This is a genomic window from Pseudomonas taiwanensis DSM 21245 (assembly GCF_000425785.1).
In the GTDB taxonomy this organism is placed as follows: Bacteria; Pseudomonadota; Gammaproteobacteria; order Pseudomonadales; family Pseudomonadaceae; genus Aquipseudomonas; species Aquipseudomonas taiwanensis.
Genome location: NZ_AUEC01000047.1, coordinates 1 through 15,897 on the forward strand (window position 1 = coordinate 1; position 15,897 = coordinate 15,897).

The window sequence follows — 15,897 nt, forward strand, 5'->3', positions numbered from 1 at the left end:
ATCTTCACCTGGTGGTCGATGCGCCCCCTGTACTCGATCACCCCGTCGGCGCGCTGGCGGGCCAGGTCGCCGGTGCGGTACAGGCGCTGGCCGGTGCCGAACGGGCTGGCGACGAAGCGCTCGGCGGTCAGCCCCGGACGGCGGTGGTAGCCTCGCGCCAGGCCTTCGCCACCCAGGTACAGCTCACCCACCAGCCCCGCTGGCAGCGGCGACAGATCGTCGGCCAGCACGTAGGCGCTGAGGTTGGCGATCGGCTGGCCGATGGGCACGCTGTCCAGGCCTTCGTCGCGGCAGGTCCAGTGGGTCACGTCGATGGCGGCCTCGGTCGGGCCATACAGGTTGTACAGTGCAGCGTTGGGCAGCTTGGCGAACACCTGCTGCTGGGCATCGACCTGCAATGCCTCGCCACTGCACACGATGCGCGACAGGCTGGTGCAGCGCGACACCCCTTCATCCTGCAGGAACACCTGCAGCATCGACGGCACGAAGTGCAGCGTGGTGATGCCCTGCTGCTCGATCAACCGCACCAGGCGCGCCGGCTCGCGGTGATCGCCCGGCGCGGCAACGACCAGGCGGGCGCCGACCATCAGTGGCCAGAAGAACTCCCACACCGACACATCGAAACTGAACGGGGTTTTCTGCAGCACGGCATCCGTGGCATCCAGGCCATAGGCCTGCTGCATCCAGCACAGGCGGTTGCTCAGGGCCTTGTGACGGTTGCCGGCGCCCTTGGGTTTGCCGGTGGAGCCGGAGGTGTAGATCACGTAGGCCAGGTTTTCTGGCTGCGGCTGCACCTGTGGCGCCATCAGCGGGTAGCCCAGGTGCCCCTGCTTGTCGAGGCACAAGGTGGGCAAGCCTGCTGGCAGCGGCAGTTGTGGCAGTAGCTCGGTTTGAGTCAGCAGCAATGCGATACCGCTGTCCTCGAACATATAGGCCAGCCGCTCGCGCGGGTACTCAGGGTCCAGCGGCACATAGGCAGCGCCGGCCTTGAGCACCGCCAGGAGGCCAAGGACCATCTCCACGCTGCGCTGGGCGGCGATGCCCACCAGTACGTCAGGGCCTGCGCCCTGCTCGATCAGTCGGTGCGCCAGCTGGTTAGCCTGCTGGTCCAGCTCGCGATAGCTCAGCTGGCGGTCGCCGAACACCAGCGCAACCGCATCCGGGGTGTTCTGCGCCTGAGCTTCGATCAGGTTGTGGACGCAGGTATCCGACGGGTAATCGACGAAGGTGGCGTTCCACTGTTCGACCACCTGCGCTTGTTCGAGCGGCGCAAGCATGTCCAGCTCGCCCAGTGTGCGCTGCGCATCCTGCGCCAGGGCGACCAGCAACTGGGCCATATGGTCGTTGATACGGCGAATGCGCTGCGCAGTGAAGTGCGCCAGGTCGAAGCTGTAGTGCAGCGCCAGTCGCTCGCCCAAGGTGACCCCCAGGGTCAGCGGATAGCTGGTCAGGTCGCTGTGCCTGGCCGGGCCAAAGCGCAGGCCCTGCGGCGCCCCATGCTCCAGCGCCTCGGAGACCGGGAAGTTCTCGAACACCAGAATGTTGTCGAACAGCGCCTCGCCGCTGTGACCGACCCAACCTTGCACTTCGAACAGCGCGCTGTGCTCATGCTCGCGCATGGCCAGGCTGAGGTCCTGCAGGCCGCGCAACCATTGCGCCACGGTCTGTTGCGCACGCGGGCTGGCGGCCAGCGGCAGGGTGTTGATGAACAGGCCCAACTGGCGCTCCACGCCAGGCAAGTCGGCCGGGCGACCGGCTACGGTCGTGCCGACGGTCACGCAGTCCTGGCCGGTGTACCGCTGCAACAGCAACAGCCAGGCCGCTTGAACCAGGGTGTTGAGGGTGACTTTCTGCTGCCGGGCGAAGGCGTTCAGGCGCTGCGTCGCGACCGTGTCGAAATCATGATGGAACAGTGCGTGGCCGCTGCCGCTAGCCGGCTCGTCGCCTGCCTTGGCCAACAGCGTCGGCGCCTCGAATGCCGCCAGACGTTCTTTCCAGAAGCGTTCGCTGCTCCGCGCATCGCGCTGTTGCAGCCACTGGATGTAGTCGCGGTAACGCCCAACCGGGCGCTCAGACGCCTGGCCGTGGTAACGCTGCATTACCTCGCCCAGCAACTGCGAACTGCTCCAGCCGTCCATAAGGATGTGGTGGTGGGTGAACATCAGGTGATGACTGTGCTCGCCGGTACGCACTAGGGTCAGGCGCAGCAGGCCGGGACACGACAGATCGAAACCTCGGGCGCGGTCCTGCTCGGCCAGCACTTGCAGGGCGGCTGCCAGGTCGTCACGACCCCGCCAGTCGAGGCGGTTGAAATCCAGCGGCAGCTGGCGGTGGATGATCTGCAACTGCTGCCCAGCGCCTTGCCAGGCAAAGGCACTGCGCAGGATGTCATGGCTGTCCATCGCCGCCTGCCAGGCAGCACGAAAACGCTCGACCTCAAGGCCGTCGACATCCACGCACAACTGGTTGATGTACTCACCACTGCCCTGCTGCAGCAGGCTATGGAACAGCATGCCCTGCTGCATCGGCGAAAGCGGGTAGATGTCCTCGATCTGGCTGGCGGGCACGGGTAGCGCATCCAGCTGGGCCTGGTCGATGTTCGCCAGCGGGAAGTCGGACGGCGTGAGGCCCATGACCTCGGGCTGACAGCAATGCTCGACCACCGCACGCAACTGCCTATCGAAATCCGCGGCCACGCGGTCGATGGTGGCCGTGTCGAACTGCTCGCCGCTGAAAGTCCAGCGCATTTCCAACTCACCGTCGTAGACCTGGCCCTCCACTTCCAGCCAGTTGCCCAGCGGCGCGTCTTCGCTCAATTCGGCACCCGCGCTCTCACGGGCCGGCAGCAACAGCGCATCAGCGTCGAAGCTGGCGTCGAACTGCCCCAGGTAGTTGAAGGTCACGCGCGGCTGCGGCAAGGTTGCCAGCACATCGCACCCAGGCTGCGCCCCCAGGTAGCGCAGTACGCCGAAGCCCAGCCCCTTGGCCGGTACGCCGCGCAGCTGTTCCTTGATGCCCTTGAGGCAGGTGCCCAGGTCCTCGTGGGCGGTCAAACGCAGCGGGAACAGGCTGGTGAACCAGCCAACGGTGCGGCTCAGGTCGACATCGTTGAACAGGTCTTCACGACCATGGCCTTCGAGCTGGATCAGCACGTCGCTCTGGCCAGTCCAACCACGCAGGGTACGGGCCAGGGCGGTCAGCAGCAGGTCGTTGACCTGAGTGCGGTAGGCGGCAGGCGCCTGTTGCAGCAACTGGCGGGTGCCCTCGCGGTCGAGGCGGCTGCGCACGACCTGGCGATGACGGCTTTGCACGCTACCCTGTGGGCGATCGCAGGGCAGGTCGAGCGGGACATCACTCAGTAGGTCGGTCCAATAGCCCAGTGTTTCCTGCATGGCCGGTGCCTGGGCGAGAGCGTGCAGGCGCTCGGCCCAGGTCTGGAGCGAACTGGTCTTGGCCGGCAGTTGCGGCGAGCGGCCCTGGATCAGCTGGGTATAGGCCTGCTGCAAGTCCTCCAGCAGGATGCGCCAGGACACCCCGTCCACCACCAGGTGATGAATCGCCAGCAACAGGCGCTGGCTGCCATCGTTCAAGGTCGCCAACACGGCACGCAGCATTGGCCCCTGGGCAAGGTTCAGACTGGCCTGCGCCTGACTGTTCACTTCACCAAGCTGCTCGACGCTGAGGCCTTCACGGCACCACAACAGGTCATCAGCGCACGCGCTCGGCTCGGCGATCTGCGCCTGCCAGCGCCCGTCCTGCGCCACGAAACGCGAACGCAGGGCATCGTGATGGTTGACGATCGCGCCCAGTGCCTGGCGCAAGGCCCCTGCCTGCAATGCCTGTTTCGGCTGCAGCAGCAACGCCTGGTTCCAGTGATGGCGCGCCGGAATCGCCTGGGCAAAGAAATCGCTCTGGATCGGCAACAAGCCAAGCGGCCCGTGAACTGGCCCCTGGTCGACCACCGCACACGCCTCACTGCGACGAGCGACACTGGCCAGCCCCTGCACGGTCTGGTGCTGGAACAGGTCCTTTGGGGTGAACAGCAACCCGCCCTGGCGCGCTCGGCTGACCACCTGGATCGACATGATCGAATCGCCGCCCAGCTCGAAGAAGTTGTCGGTGATGCCCACCTGCTCACGCTTGAGCACATCCTGCCAGATGCCCGCAATTTGCTGTTCCAGCGCGGTGCGCGGTGCAACATGGTCATGCTGCAGCTGGCGGGTGTCGGGGCGTGGCAGGGCCTTGCGGTCGAGCTTGCCATTGGGGCTAAGGGGCAACTGGGCGAGCAATAGCACCTGTGTCGGCACCATGTAGTCGGGCAGCTGCTCTTGCAAACCAATGCGGATGGTTTCACGCAGCGCAGCTTGGGGGGCTGGGCCTGCATCGACCAACCCGCGGTCGGTCGGCACCACGTAGCCGACCAGTTGCAGGCCGTTGGCCCCCGGCAGCGCCAGCACCAAGGCATCGGCGACTTCTGCGCGCTCCAGCAGCCGGGCTTCGATCTCGCCCAGCTCGATGCGGAAACCTCGGATCTTCACTTGGTGATCGATCCGGCCGGCGTACTCGATCACCCCTTCGGCGTTGAACCGAGCCAAATCGCCGGTGCGGTACAGGCGCGCACCGCACCCACCGTAGGGGTCGGGAATGAAACGCTCGGCGCTCAGGCCTGGGCGCTGGAAGTAACCCCGCGCCAGCAGTTCGCCACCGATCACCAGTTCGCCGACTACACCCACCGGTGCCGGCAGACCGTTGTCGTCGAGCACCAGGATGTTGCGCCCGGGCAGCACGGTGCCGATCGGCAAGGTCAGCGGAATCGGCCGCTGGCCGCTTACATAGTCGTCGCAATCCAGGGTGGTGGCGGTAACCGTCGCTTCGGTCGGGCCATAGGTATTGAGCAGACGCACATGGCCCAGTCCGGCCTGACGCCAGGCCAACAACCCTTCCGGCGGCATTGCCTCACCGCCGCCATGTACCTGGCGCAGCACGCCGTAATCACGCGGGCCGACCGCGGCGAACTCCTTGGCCAGCATGTGCCAGTAGGCTGTGGTCAGGTCCATCACGCTGATGCGCTGCTCGATCAGCTGGCGGTAGAGGGTTTCGCTGTCCCAGATTTCGCTGCCGCGGATCACGACCGAGGCGCCGCAGATCAGGGCCGGGTAAAGCTGCTCGACGAAGCCGTCGAAGTTGAAGGTCGCGAACTGCAGCACCCGGTCAGCGGCGCTGAGGTTGAAAAAACCCAGCGACACGTGGGCGTGGCGCACCAAGGCACGGTGGCTGATACCGACGCCCTTGGGCCGGCCGGTGGAGCCAGAGGTGAACATGACGTAGGCGAGGTTGTCGGCCAGGGCCAGGTTGGGCAGGTCGCTGTCGTCGTCGTGAGCCCAGGCTTGGTCGTGGTCCAGGCACAGAGTCTGCACGCCCTGTGGCAACGGCAAGCGCTGCAACAGGCTGTCCTGGGTCAGTATCAGGCGGCTGCCGCTGTCCTCGATCATGCATTGCAGGCGGTCGGCCGGGTATTGCGGGTCGAGCGGCACATAGCCGCCTCCAGCCTTGAGTACCGCCAGCAAGCCGACCATCATGTCCAGGCCTCGCTCGAGGGCGATGCCCACCAGTACCTCGCGACCCACACCGCGCTCGACCAGGGTTCGGGCCAGTCGATTGACCTGGGCGTTGAGCTCGCCGTAGGTCAGTCGCCGGCCCTCGAAGATCAAAGCGACCGCGTCTGGCGCGCGCGCCGCCTGGGCCTGGAACAGCTCATGCACTGTCAGCTCGTTCGGGTATCGGGCCTCGTTGCGCCCCCAACCTTCGACCACCTGGCGGTGTTCCTGCTCGTCCAGCAGGGCGATCTCCCCGATACGTTGGCCCGGGTTGCCGACCATCGCCTGCAACACCCGCAGCCAGTGCCGTGCAAAGCGCTCGATGGTGGCTGCCTGGAACAGGTCGCAGGCATAGGTGAAGGCCGCATTGAGCCGCCCCCCCTGCTCGTAGGTGTCCAGGCTCAGGTCGAACTGGGTGGTGCGGCTTTCCCATTCGATGACGCTCAGTTCCAGGCCCTGACCGACGTTCAGGCGAGTGACGTCGGCCACTTCCGGCTGGTGGTTGTACATCACCTGGAACAGGGGGTTGTAGCTCAGGCTGCGTTCGAGCTTGAGGGCATCGACCAGGCATTCGAACGGCAGGTCCTGGTGGTCCTGGGCGCCCATCGAGGCGGCTTTGATTTGGGCCAGCAGCTCGGCCACCGTGGTCATGCCATCCAGCCGGGTGCGCAGCACCTGGGTGTTGACGAAGAAACCGATCAGACCCTCGACTTCGTTGCGATTGCGGTTGGCAATGGGTACGCCGATGCGCAAGTCGCCCTGGCCGCTGTAGCGGTGCAGGACAATGTTGAAAGCCCCCAACAGCAGCATGAACAGGGTCACCCCCTGCTGCCGCGCCAGCGCGCGCGCCTGCTCGACCCACTGCGCATCGAGGGTCAGTTCATGGCGACGGCCCTGGTAGGTCGGCTGCACTGGGCGCGGGTGGTCGGTGGGCAGTTCCAGCACCGGGTGTTCGTCGCCCAACTGCGCCTTCCAGTAATCCAACTGGCGTTGCTGTTCGCCTGCCTCCAGCCAGCGACGTTGCCACAGGGCGTAGTCACTGTACTGGACCTGCAGCGCCGCCAGTTGCGGCTGGATGCCTTGGTCGTGTGCGTCGTAGAAACGGCAGAATTCATCGATCAGCACGCTCATCGACCAGCCATCGGAGGCGATATGGTGCAGGGTCAGCAGCAGCACGTGCTCCTGCTCGTCAAGACGCAACAGGCGCACCCGCAGCAGCGGGCCCTGGGCCAGGTCGAACGGCTGCAGCGCCTGGGCTTCGGCCTCGGCCGCGACTTCGGCTTCGCGCTGCTCGGGCGACCATTGGCCGAGGTCGCGCCAGGCAATGCTCAACGCCTGCTCGCACGGGACCTGGCACAGGCTGTCGTCCGGCATCTGGCGGAACACCGTACGCAGGGTTTCGTGACGCTCGACCAGGCTGGCGAAGGCCTGCTCGAGGGCCTGACGGTTGAGCACGCCCTTCAGGCGTACCGCAGCCGGCAGGTTATAGGCGCCGCTGTGTGGGTCCAGGTGCCAGAGAAACCACATCCGCTGCTGGGCAAAGGACAGGGCTTGGCGGTCTTCGGCAGGCACATCACAGGGAATCGGGAACTGGGAGAAGTCCACCCCTTCCTTGCGCAACGCCGCCAGAAATACCTGGCGTTTTTCCACGGGCAGACCGATGAACCGGCGAGCGAGTTTCAGGGCGTCTTCAGCATTCATTTCTTGGCATCCGGAGCGTGGGTCGAATGACCCGATGACAGGTCGTCCCTATAGAACGAACCCAGACCGGAAAAATTAGCGCCGGCCTCTCGGTGGGCCGCGTAACGGTTAAATTGCCGGGCGCACGACTCGTCCACTCGGTGAACCCGATGCCAAAGGACCGACCATGGCCACCCCCTCCTCCCTCGCCAGCGCCATGCAGCGCGGCCTGCGCAAACTGGCTGGCGGGCTGGGGCAGAAACCCAGCCCCTACCGGCTGTTCGACCTGCAACTGGTGCACAGGATCGAGCTGAGCCCTTCACTGTGCCGCCTGGTGTTCACCGGGCCCGATGTGGCCAGCATGAACTGCGCCGGGCCCGACCAGCGGGTCAAGCTGTTCTTCCCCGCGGCGGACGGCAGCCTGCCGGCCCTGCCCCATGACAGTCACTGGAACGAGGCGCGCAAACAGCTCCCGGAGGCCTCCCGCCCGCCGATGCGCACCTACACCATTCGAGCCCTGCGCCGGGCCCAGGCGCAGGTGGACATCGACTTCGTCATGCACGGCGTCAACGGCCCCGCCTCAGCCTGGGCGACCCGCGCCCGCAGCGGTGACTGCTTGCAGATGCTGGCGCCCAACCTGGCCTACCCCAAGGACCCCGGCGGTTACGAGTGGAACCCACCTGCCGGCGTCAGCCGCGTGCTGCTGGCGGGCGACGAGACCGCCCTGCCGGCCATCGCGTGCATCCTCGAAGACCTGGCCGCAACCCAGCAGCCAGCGAAGGTGCAGGCATTCATAGAAGTACCTTTGCAAGCGGACTGCCTGGACCTCCAATGCCCCCGCGATACCCATCTTCACTGGCTGCCGCGCGACGCACTGGGCAGCGAGCCCGGGGCCGCCCTGCGTCATGCCGTCGAGCACCTGGCCGACCTCCCGCAGGTAAAGACACTGGGCACGGCCTGTCATCTGGAAGCGATCGACATCGAGCAACGCCGGCCCTGGGAGCTGGCCCAGGCACGACACGGTGATTTCTATGCGTGGGTAGCCGGGGAGTCCGCCACGGTGATGCAGGTCCGTCGGCACCTGATCAACGACCGACACATGGATCGCGCCTGCCTGACGCTGATGGGCTACTGGCGTCGGGGGCGTTCGTTCGAGTGATGGTTTCGGGTGCCGTACACCCTGTATCGCGCCTGTAGTCGCCGGCTTACCGGCGAAGGGGCTGCCATGCAGCCCAAGGCACTATCAGAGCGCCGCAGCCAAAGCCTCGGCGAATCGCTGGGCGACCTCGTCGATCTGTTCGGCGCTGATGATCAGCGGCGGCAGGAAGCGCACTACCGCTCCATGACGCCCACCCAACTCCAGAATCAGCCCACGCTTGAGGCATTCGCGCTGCACCTTCGGCGCCAGTTCGCGGTGGGCCGGCGGGTGGCCCAGCGCATCGGCCCGGCCATGCGGGTCGACCAGTTCCACCCCCAGCATCAGACCGCGGCCACGAATATCGCCCAATTGCGGGCAGTCCCGCTGCAGACGCAGCAGATGGCCTCGCAGGCGCTGCCCCATGGCGTCAGCATGTTCGGCCAGACGGTGCTCGCTCAGGTAGTTGATCACCGCCGAGCCCGCTGCCATGGCCATCTGGTTGCCACGGAAAGTACCGGCATGGGCGCCTGGCTTCCAGGTGTCCAGCCAGTTGCGGTACACCACCACCGCCAGCGGCAGGCTGCCGCCGATGGCTTTGGACAGGGTCACCACATCCGGAACGATGCCGGCGTGTTCGAAGGCGAACATTCGCCCGGTACGGGCGAAACCACTCTGGATTTCATCGACGATCAGCGCCACGCCGGCCTGCTCGGTGATGCGGCGTACACCCTTGAGCCATTCGATATCGGCCGGAATCACCCCGCCCTCGCCTTGCACCACTTCCAGAATGACTGCGGCAGGCAACGGCACACCGCTTTCCGGGTCGAGCAGCAGGTTTTCCAGGTAATGCAGGTTGGCTTTCACCCCTGCCTCGCCGCCCAGGCCGAAGGGGCAGCGGTAATCGTAGGGGTACGGCATGAACTGCACGCCATTCCCCAGCAGCGCGCCCAAGGGCTGTTTCGGGCCGTGGCTGCCCATCAGGCTCAGCGCACCCTGGCTCATGCCATGGTAGGCACCGTGAAACGCCAGCACCGTACTGCGTCCGGTGGCCGTACGTACCAGTTTCAGGGCCGCTTCCACCGCATCGGTGCCGGTCGGGCCGCAGAACTGCACTTTCGCTTCACGGCGCAGCGCCTCTGGCAGCACGCCGAACAGGTCCTGGACGAAGCGGTCCTTGACCGGGGTGGTGAGGTCCAGGGTGTGCAGCGGCAGTTCGTCAGCCAGCACGCGCTGGATCGCTTCGATCACCACCGGGTGATTGTGACCCAGGGCCAAGGTGCCGGCTCCGGCCAGGCAGTCGATGAACTGGCGGCCTTCAATGTCCTCGACGTGAATGCCACGGGCGCGCTTGAGCGCCAGCGGCAGGCGTCGTGGATAGCTGCGGGCATTGGATTCCTGCTGTTGCTGGCGCTGCAGCAAAGGGGAATCGGCGAACTCATACAGGGGTTGCGGCGCGCTGGTCGGTAGGACCTGGGCAAGGCTGGAAGCGGTCGACATCGGTAAATCCTCGCAAGCAAGCGAATGTACCCCGTCACGCCCCTGTAACCGGATGTGTGTCGGGTAGTAGTCGCTTGGGAAACGCTTTGGCGCGAGGAGGATTTAGCGTTTGATGTGCGAAATTGTGCAGGGTTCGACGGTCTCATCGCCGGCAAGCCGGCGATGAGACCAAGGAAGATCAGCTACCCGAGCGTGCTGGCACCTGCAGCAGCACCCGCAGCCCATCGCTGCGACTGTCGAACCTGAGGCTGCCGGCACAACGCTGAACGATCGCCTGCACGATGGCCAGCCCCAACCCGCAGCCGCCGCTCTTGCCAGTGCGCCAGAAACGCTCGGTCAGGTGCTCCAGGTCCTGCTCGGCAATGCCCGGCCCGTGGTCGCGGACCATGAAACCCACCTGTCCATCGGCCATGTGGACATCCAGCTCCACCGCCGCCTCACCGCCATGGCGCAGGGCGTTGTCCAGCAGGTTGCGCAGCGCCGCCACGGCCAGCGGCGCGGGCATGCCCAGGTAGATCTGCGCGGCTTCATCGGGCAGGCGCAAGACGATGCGCCGATTGTCCCCTCCCCCAGCATCCTGCACCGCTTGGCGGGCCACTTGCTCGGCGCTGCACTGCACGCCATCCTCGAATGACAGGCTGCCTTCCACCCGGGCCAGCATCAGCAGTTGCTCCAGCGTGCGGTGCATGCGGTCAGTGCCCTGCTCGGCGTGCTCCAGCGCTTGCTCGCGAACCGCGCCATCGGTCATCCGCGCCACCTGCAGGTGGGTCTTGATGGCGGTCAGCGGGCTGCGCAGTTCATGGGCGGCATCATCGGTCAGGCGCCGCTCGCGCTCGATGGTCTGGGCGATGCGCAGGAACAGCTGGTTCTGCGTCTCCAGCAAAGGTTGCAATTCGCTGGGCAAGCCCGCCACCTGAAGCGGCTCGACACTGTCGGCGCGACGCCTGCGCAAGGCATCGCGCATGCGGTTGAGCGGCTCCAGGCCCTTGCCCAAACCGATCCACAGCAAGCCCAGGCTGCCGAGCAATGCCATCAATACCGGCGCTGATGCCGCCAGCAGAATCGACTGGTTCAGCGCCTCACGCTCCTGATGGCGATCGGCGGTGGTGATACGTATGTCGCCGTGGTTATAGGTGAAGGTACGCCACGAAGCTCCGTCGATGGTCTGATCGCGAAAACCACTGCGCTGGTCATCCATGGCGCCGTCGTGCTTGTGGTTGCTGGCGAGAATCTCCCCTCGCAGCGAACTGACCTGGCAGGCCATGCCGTCCGGCACGCTGAACTGATCGGCCGAAAAATGTGCATCTTCGCCCTTGGCGGTCAGAGGCTGCGGCAACTGGTCGACCAGGCCGGCGACCATCCGCGCAGACGCCACCAGGCGCTGGTCGAGGGAGAACATCATCTGCTGGCGCAGGTCTCGCAGCATCCAGGCGGCAGCCAAGGCCCAGATGATAATGAAAGCGCTGCCCAGGATCAGGCTCAGGCGCACGCGCAGGCTCATGGCGCAACCTCTTCAGGCGCCTGGGCCGGCCCCAGACGGTAACCCAGGCCACGCACGGTTTCGACGATGCCATTGCCGAGCTTGCGACGCAGGTGATGGATATGCACGTTCAATGCGTTGCTTTCGACCTCGTCGCTAAAACCGTACACGCAATCCTTGAGCTGCTCGCTGGACAACACCCGACCGGGGTTCTGCAGCAGCGCCTGGAGCAAGGCCTGCTCGCGCCGCGACAGATCCACCGATTTGCCGGCCAGGGTCGCTTCGCAGCTGCTGGGGTCATACTGCAGCGGACCATGCTCGATGACATTCACTGCGCGCCCGGCCACCCGTCGCAGCAGGGTATGCAAACGCGCAGCCAGCTCACGCAGGTCGAAGGGTTTGAGCAGGTAGTCGTCGGCACCGGCCTGCAGGCCGTCGACCCGGTCGGTGACCGCATCGCGCGCGGTGAGCACCAGCACGGGCAAGTTCTCGCCCTGCTGGCGCAGGCGACGCAGCAACTTCAGGCCGTCTTCGTCAGGCAGGCCCAGGTCCAGAATCATGACGTCGAACTGCGCGGCCTGGAGCATGGCACGGGCGCCAGCTGCGTTGGCCACTCGGTCCACGGTCAGGCCCTGGGCGGTGAGGCCGGCGCAGATGCCGCTGGCGATCAGATCGTCGTCCTCGCAGAGCAGAACGTGCATGGTGGGGCTCCCAGGATGGTGTAACAGGCATTGCACTATGGCGCGATTAAGAGGGGATTATGGACCTTGGGTTTTCCGGCGGCGATAGCGGGTTGTCGCGCCGGCTGGGCTACGTTAACCCTTAGTTAATAAACCCAGGCCAGCATGGCTGCATCCCAAGCATTGCCAAGGCGAAGACATGCGCGTTCTCCTGCTCTTCCTGACATTTCTCCTGGCTGGCCCGCTGCAGGCCAACCCGTTTGACGTCAAACCCGACTTTCTGCCGGTCGACCAGGCCTTCGTCCTGACCCAGGACCGCCAGGCCGATGGCCAGATGCGCCTGTTCTTCCAGATCAAGCAGGGCTACTACCTTTACCAGAAGCGCCTGAAGTTCGACGGCCTGGCGGCCGACCAACACCCACAATTGCCCCCTGCCCTGAACCACCACGACGCGTTTTTCGGTGACAGCGCGGTGTATCGCGACCAACTGGAGCTGCTGATCCCGGCCAGCGCCAAGGGTGAGCTGCGCCTGGGTTGGCAAGGCTGCGCCGATGCCGGCTTGTGCTACCCGCCACAAACCACGGCCATAGACCTTGGCGGCAGCGCCACGGCCGTGGCCGATCAGGCCAGCGACCAGGCATTGGCCAGCAACCTGCAGCAAGCTGGCCTGGCCTGGAGCCTGCTGGCCTTCTTCGGCCTTGGCCTGTTGCTGGCCTTCACCCCGTGCTCGTTGCCGATGCTGCCGATTCTGGCTGGGTTGGTACTCGGCAACGGTGCAAGCGTCCGCCGTGGCTGGGTACTGGCGGGGGTATACGTGCTGAGCATGGCGCTGGTGTACGCGGCGCTTGGCGTTGTCGCCGCGCTGCTGGGTGCCAGCCTGCAAGCCTGGCTGCAACAACCCTGGTTGCTGGGTAGCCTGGCGGGGCTGTTCGTGATCCTTGCCCTGCCCATGTTCGGCGCATTCGAACTGCAACTGCCTGCCGCGCTGCGCGACCGCCTGGACCGTGCCGGGCAAGGCACCCGTGGCGGCAACCTGTACGGCGCCGCGCTGCTGGGCGCGCTTTCCGGGTTGCTGCTGGGCCCCTGCATGACAGCTCCACTGGCCGGCGCGCTGCTGTACATCGCCCAGAGCGGCGATGTCATCGAAGGCGGTCTGGTGCTGTTCACCCTGGGTTTGGGCATGGGTGTGCCACTGTTGCTGCTGGTGACGCTGGGCAACCGTTACCTGCCGCGCCCCGGCGCCTGGATGAACCGCGTCAAAGGCGTGTTCGGCTTCGTGTTCCTGGCCATGGCGTTGTACACCGTGCGCAGCTTGCTGGCTGAAACGCTGGTGCTGGCGCTGAGCGGTGCCTGGCTGATCGCGCTGGCCTGGGCCGCCTGGCCAGCCTTGCAGCGCCTGCCTGCACTGCGCGCGGTACCCTTGCTTGGCGCGCTATGGGGCGGCCTGCTACTGGTCGGTGCCGCCGCCGGTGGTGACGACCCATGGCAACCGCTGCGACCCTTTACCGTAGGCACCGCCGTGAGCGCGACACCGCACAACGCGGATACCTTCACCACCGTAAGCCGCCCCGAGGACCTGCAACGCGAACTGGATGCCGCCAAGGCGCGCGGCCAGTGGGTAATGCTCGACTACTATGCCGACTGGTGCGTGTCGTGCAAGGTCATGGAGAAACAGGTATTTGCCCGTGGCGATGTGCGGGCCAGCCTGGCCGGAGTGCACCTGTTGCGCCTGGACGTGACCGCCGACTCACCGGCCAGCCGCGAACTGCTGCAACGCTACCAGGTACCCGGCCCGCCCAGCATCATCTGGATCGGTCCGGAAGGCCAGGAACGTCGCGCCCGGCGTATTACCGGTGAAGTGGACGCGCCGGCATTCGTGCAACACTGGACCCAGACCAGGAGCCAAGGTTGATGCTGACCATCACCCTCGGGCCGTTGACCATGGCCCTCAACCATCTGCTGATGCTTGCCGCCCTGGCCGTTGCCTGTCTGATCGGCTGGTGGGTCGCCCGGCGTGGTGGCCAAAGCCCCGAGTCGGCGCTGTTCAACCTGTTCCTGATCGGCCTGCTGTGCGCACGCCTGGGCTTCGTCCTGGCCTATTGGCCGATGTACCGCGATGACTGGGTGCAGATCATCGACATTCGCGACGGCGGCTTCCTGCTCTGGTCCGGTTTGGTCGGTATCGTCCTGGCCGCCCTGTGGCAGGGCTGGCGCCAGCCTGGTCTACGTCGCCCGCTGGGTTGGGCATTGTTCAGCGGCGCGCTGTTCTGGGGCATGGCCAGCTTGGGCAGCCACCTGTACAGCAAGGGCACGGAGTTGCCGGATCTGAGCCTGAGCAATGCCGGCGGGCAAGCCGTGGCGTTGCACAGCTACCGAGGCAAGCCGCTGGTGATCAACATCTGGGCCACTTGGTGCCCGCCATGCCGCCGGGAAATGCCGGTGCTGCAGCAGGCCCAGGGCGACTATCCGCATGTGACCTTCCTGTTCGTCAACCAGGGCGAGACGCCGGAAAACGTCAGCACCTTCCTCGCCACCACCGGCCTGAGCCTGACCCACGTGCTCTTTGACGGCACCGGCCTGCTGGCCCAGCGGGTCGGCTCCATGGCCCTGCCCACCACGTTGTTCTATGACGCCGATGGCCGGTTGATCGGCAGCCACCTGGGCGAGTTGTCGCGCGCCAGCCTGCGCCATGCCCTGGAACCTTTCGAACGGGCCAGCGCGCCCGCCCCTGCCGCACAAGGAAAATGACATGCGATCGACTGCACTGCTGCCCCTGAGCCTGGCCCTCCTGGCCGCCCCGATCCTGCAGGCAGAAGAGCTGCCCAAGGCGATCCAACAGATCCAGGCCAAGGGCGCCGAGATCAAGGGCAGCTTCGACGCCCCCAACGGCCTGCGCGGCTACGCCGCCGAATACCAGAACAACGGCTTGGCCCTGTACCTCACCCCTGATGGCAAGCACGTGCTGGTCGGCAGCCTGTTCGACGAACAGGGCAAGGACCTCAGCGCCGAGCCTTTGCAGAAGCTGGTCTATGCGCCGATGAGCAAGGAAATTTGGGTGAAGATGGAGAAAACCGCCTGGATCGCCGATGGCAAGGACAATGCGCCGCGCAAGGTGTACCTGTTCAGCGACCCCAACTGCCCGTACTGCAACATGTTCTGGGAACAGGCGCGGCCCTGGGTCGAGTCGGGCAAGGTGCAGTTGCGCCATATCATGGTCGGCATCATCCGCGAGGACAGCCCGGGCAAGTCAGCTGCATTGTTGGCCGCCAAGGACCCGGCCAAGGCGCTGGCCGAGCACGAGAGGGCCGGCAAGGGCAGTACGCTCCAGCCGTTGGAGAACGTGCCTGAGAAGGTACAGAAGCAGTTGGAGGCGCATCTCGCCTTGATGGAGGAAATGGGGTTGCAGGCTACGCCGGCGATTTTCTATCAGGACGAGCAAGGGAATCTGCAGAGCCAGCAAGGGGCGCCGCGGCCGGAGATGTTAGGGAAGATTCTGGGTAAGCGGTAAATGCGTAGAGGGGGGGCTGTGCGGCGCTTGCCCTGGGTTTGGTGGTGTTGCGCAAATCGAGCGCCGCCCGCGCGGCGCATCGCGAGCAAGGCTCGCTCCTACGCTAGTTTCGGGCCAATAACGCCTGCCACAGGCGCGCGCGACCGCCGTGATATCGAAGGATGCACGCATGAACATACGCCAATGAAAAGGGGCGCCAAGCGCCCCCCACCTTAAAGCCCCTCCAGCTCCGCCATCAGATCACTCAGCCGGTCGACCTTGTCGTCATCAAGCGCACTGTCGCGCAGCCCTTGCACATACTCAGCCAACGCCTCCAC

At 65.7% G+C, this 15,897-nt stretch carries 8 protein-coding genes; 4 read left to right on the top strand and 4 right to left on the bottom strand.

What is annotated here, in order from left to right:
* Positions 1-7,298: non-ribosomal peptide synthetase (locus H620_RS25930; RefSeq protein ID WP_155950800.1), on the bottom strand; the 7,298-nt coding region annotated here is incomplete at its 3' end.
* A 166-nt stretch (positions 7,299-7,464) separates the two neighbouring features.
* On the opposite strand from H620_RS25930, the gene H620_RS0118350 reads away from it, so the two are divergent.
* A complete protein-coding gene (locus H620_RS0118350; RefSeq protein WP_027907826.1) occupies positions 7,465-8,436 on the top strand; it encodes a siderophore-interacting protein in 972 nt (323 codons plus the stop codon).
* Positions 8,437-8,520: 84 nt separating this feature from the next.
* On the opposite strand, the gene H620_RS0118355 is transcribed toward H620_RS0118350, so the two are convergent.
* The 3 genes from H620_RS0118355 to H620_RS0118365 form a co-directional block, all read right to left on the bottom strand.
* Entirely contained in the window at positions 8,521-9,912 is a 1,392-nt protein-coding gene (locus H620_RS0118355) for an aspartate aminotransferase family protein (protein WP_023381389.1), read from the bottom strand.
* A 178-nt stretch (positions 9,913-10,090) separates the two neighbouring features.
* Positions 10,091-11,413: an ATP-binding protein gene (locus H620_RS0118360; RefSeq protein WP_023381390.1), complete on the bottom strand. Its 1,323-nt coding sequence runs from the start codon at positions 11,411-11,413 to the stop codon at positions 10,091-10,093.
* On the bottom strand, positions 11,410-12,093 hold the full coding sequence (locus H620_RS0118365) for a response regulator (RefSeq protein WP_023381391.1): 684 nt from the start codon (positions 12,091-12,093) through the stop codon (positions 11,410-11,412). Before H620_RS0118365 ends, H620_RS0118360 begins: the two co-directional genes overlap by 4 nt.
* Before the next feature lie 178 nt (positions 12,094-12,271).
* Here H620_RS0118365 and dsbD point away from each other — a divergent pair, with 178 nt between their 5' ends.
* Genes dsbD through dsbG form a run of 3 tightly spaced genes read left to right on the top strand, consistent with a single transcriptional unit; the run spans position 12,272 to position 15,580 of the window.
* Positions 12,272-13,984: a protein-disulfide reductase DsbD gene (gene dsbD / locus H620_RS0118370; protein ID WP_023381392.1), complete on the top strand. Its 1,713-nt coding sequence runs from the start codon at positions 12,272-12,274 to the stop codon at positions 13,982-13,984.
* Entirely contained in the window at positions 13,984-14,820 is an 837-nt protein-coding gene (locus H620_RS0118375; RefSeq protein ID WP_027907827.1) for a TlpA disulfide reductase family protein, read from the top strand. Before dsbD ends, H620_RS0118375 begins: the two co-directional genes overlap by 1 nt.
* A gap of 1 nt (position 14,821) precedes the next feature.
* Positions 14,822-15,580, top strand: a complete 759-nt coding sequence (dsbG, locus tag H620_RS0118380; RefSeq protein ID WP_023381394.1) for a thiol:disulfide interchange protein DsbG — start codon at positions 14,822-14,824, stop codon at positions 15,578-15,580.
* Positions 15,581-15,897: the final 317 nt, after the last annotated feature.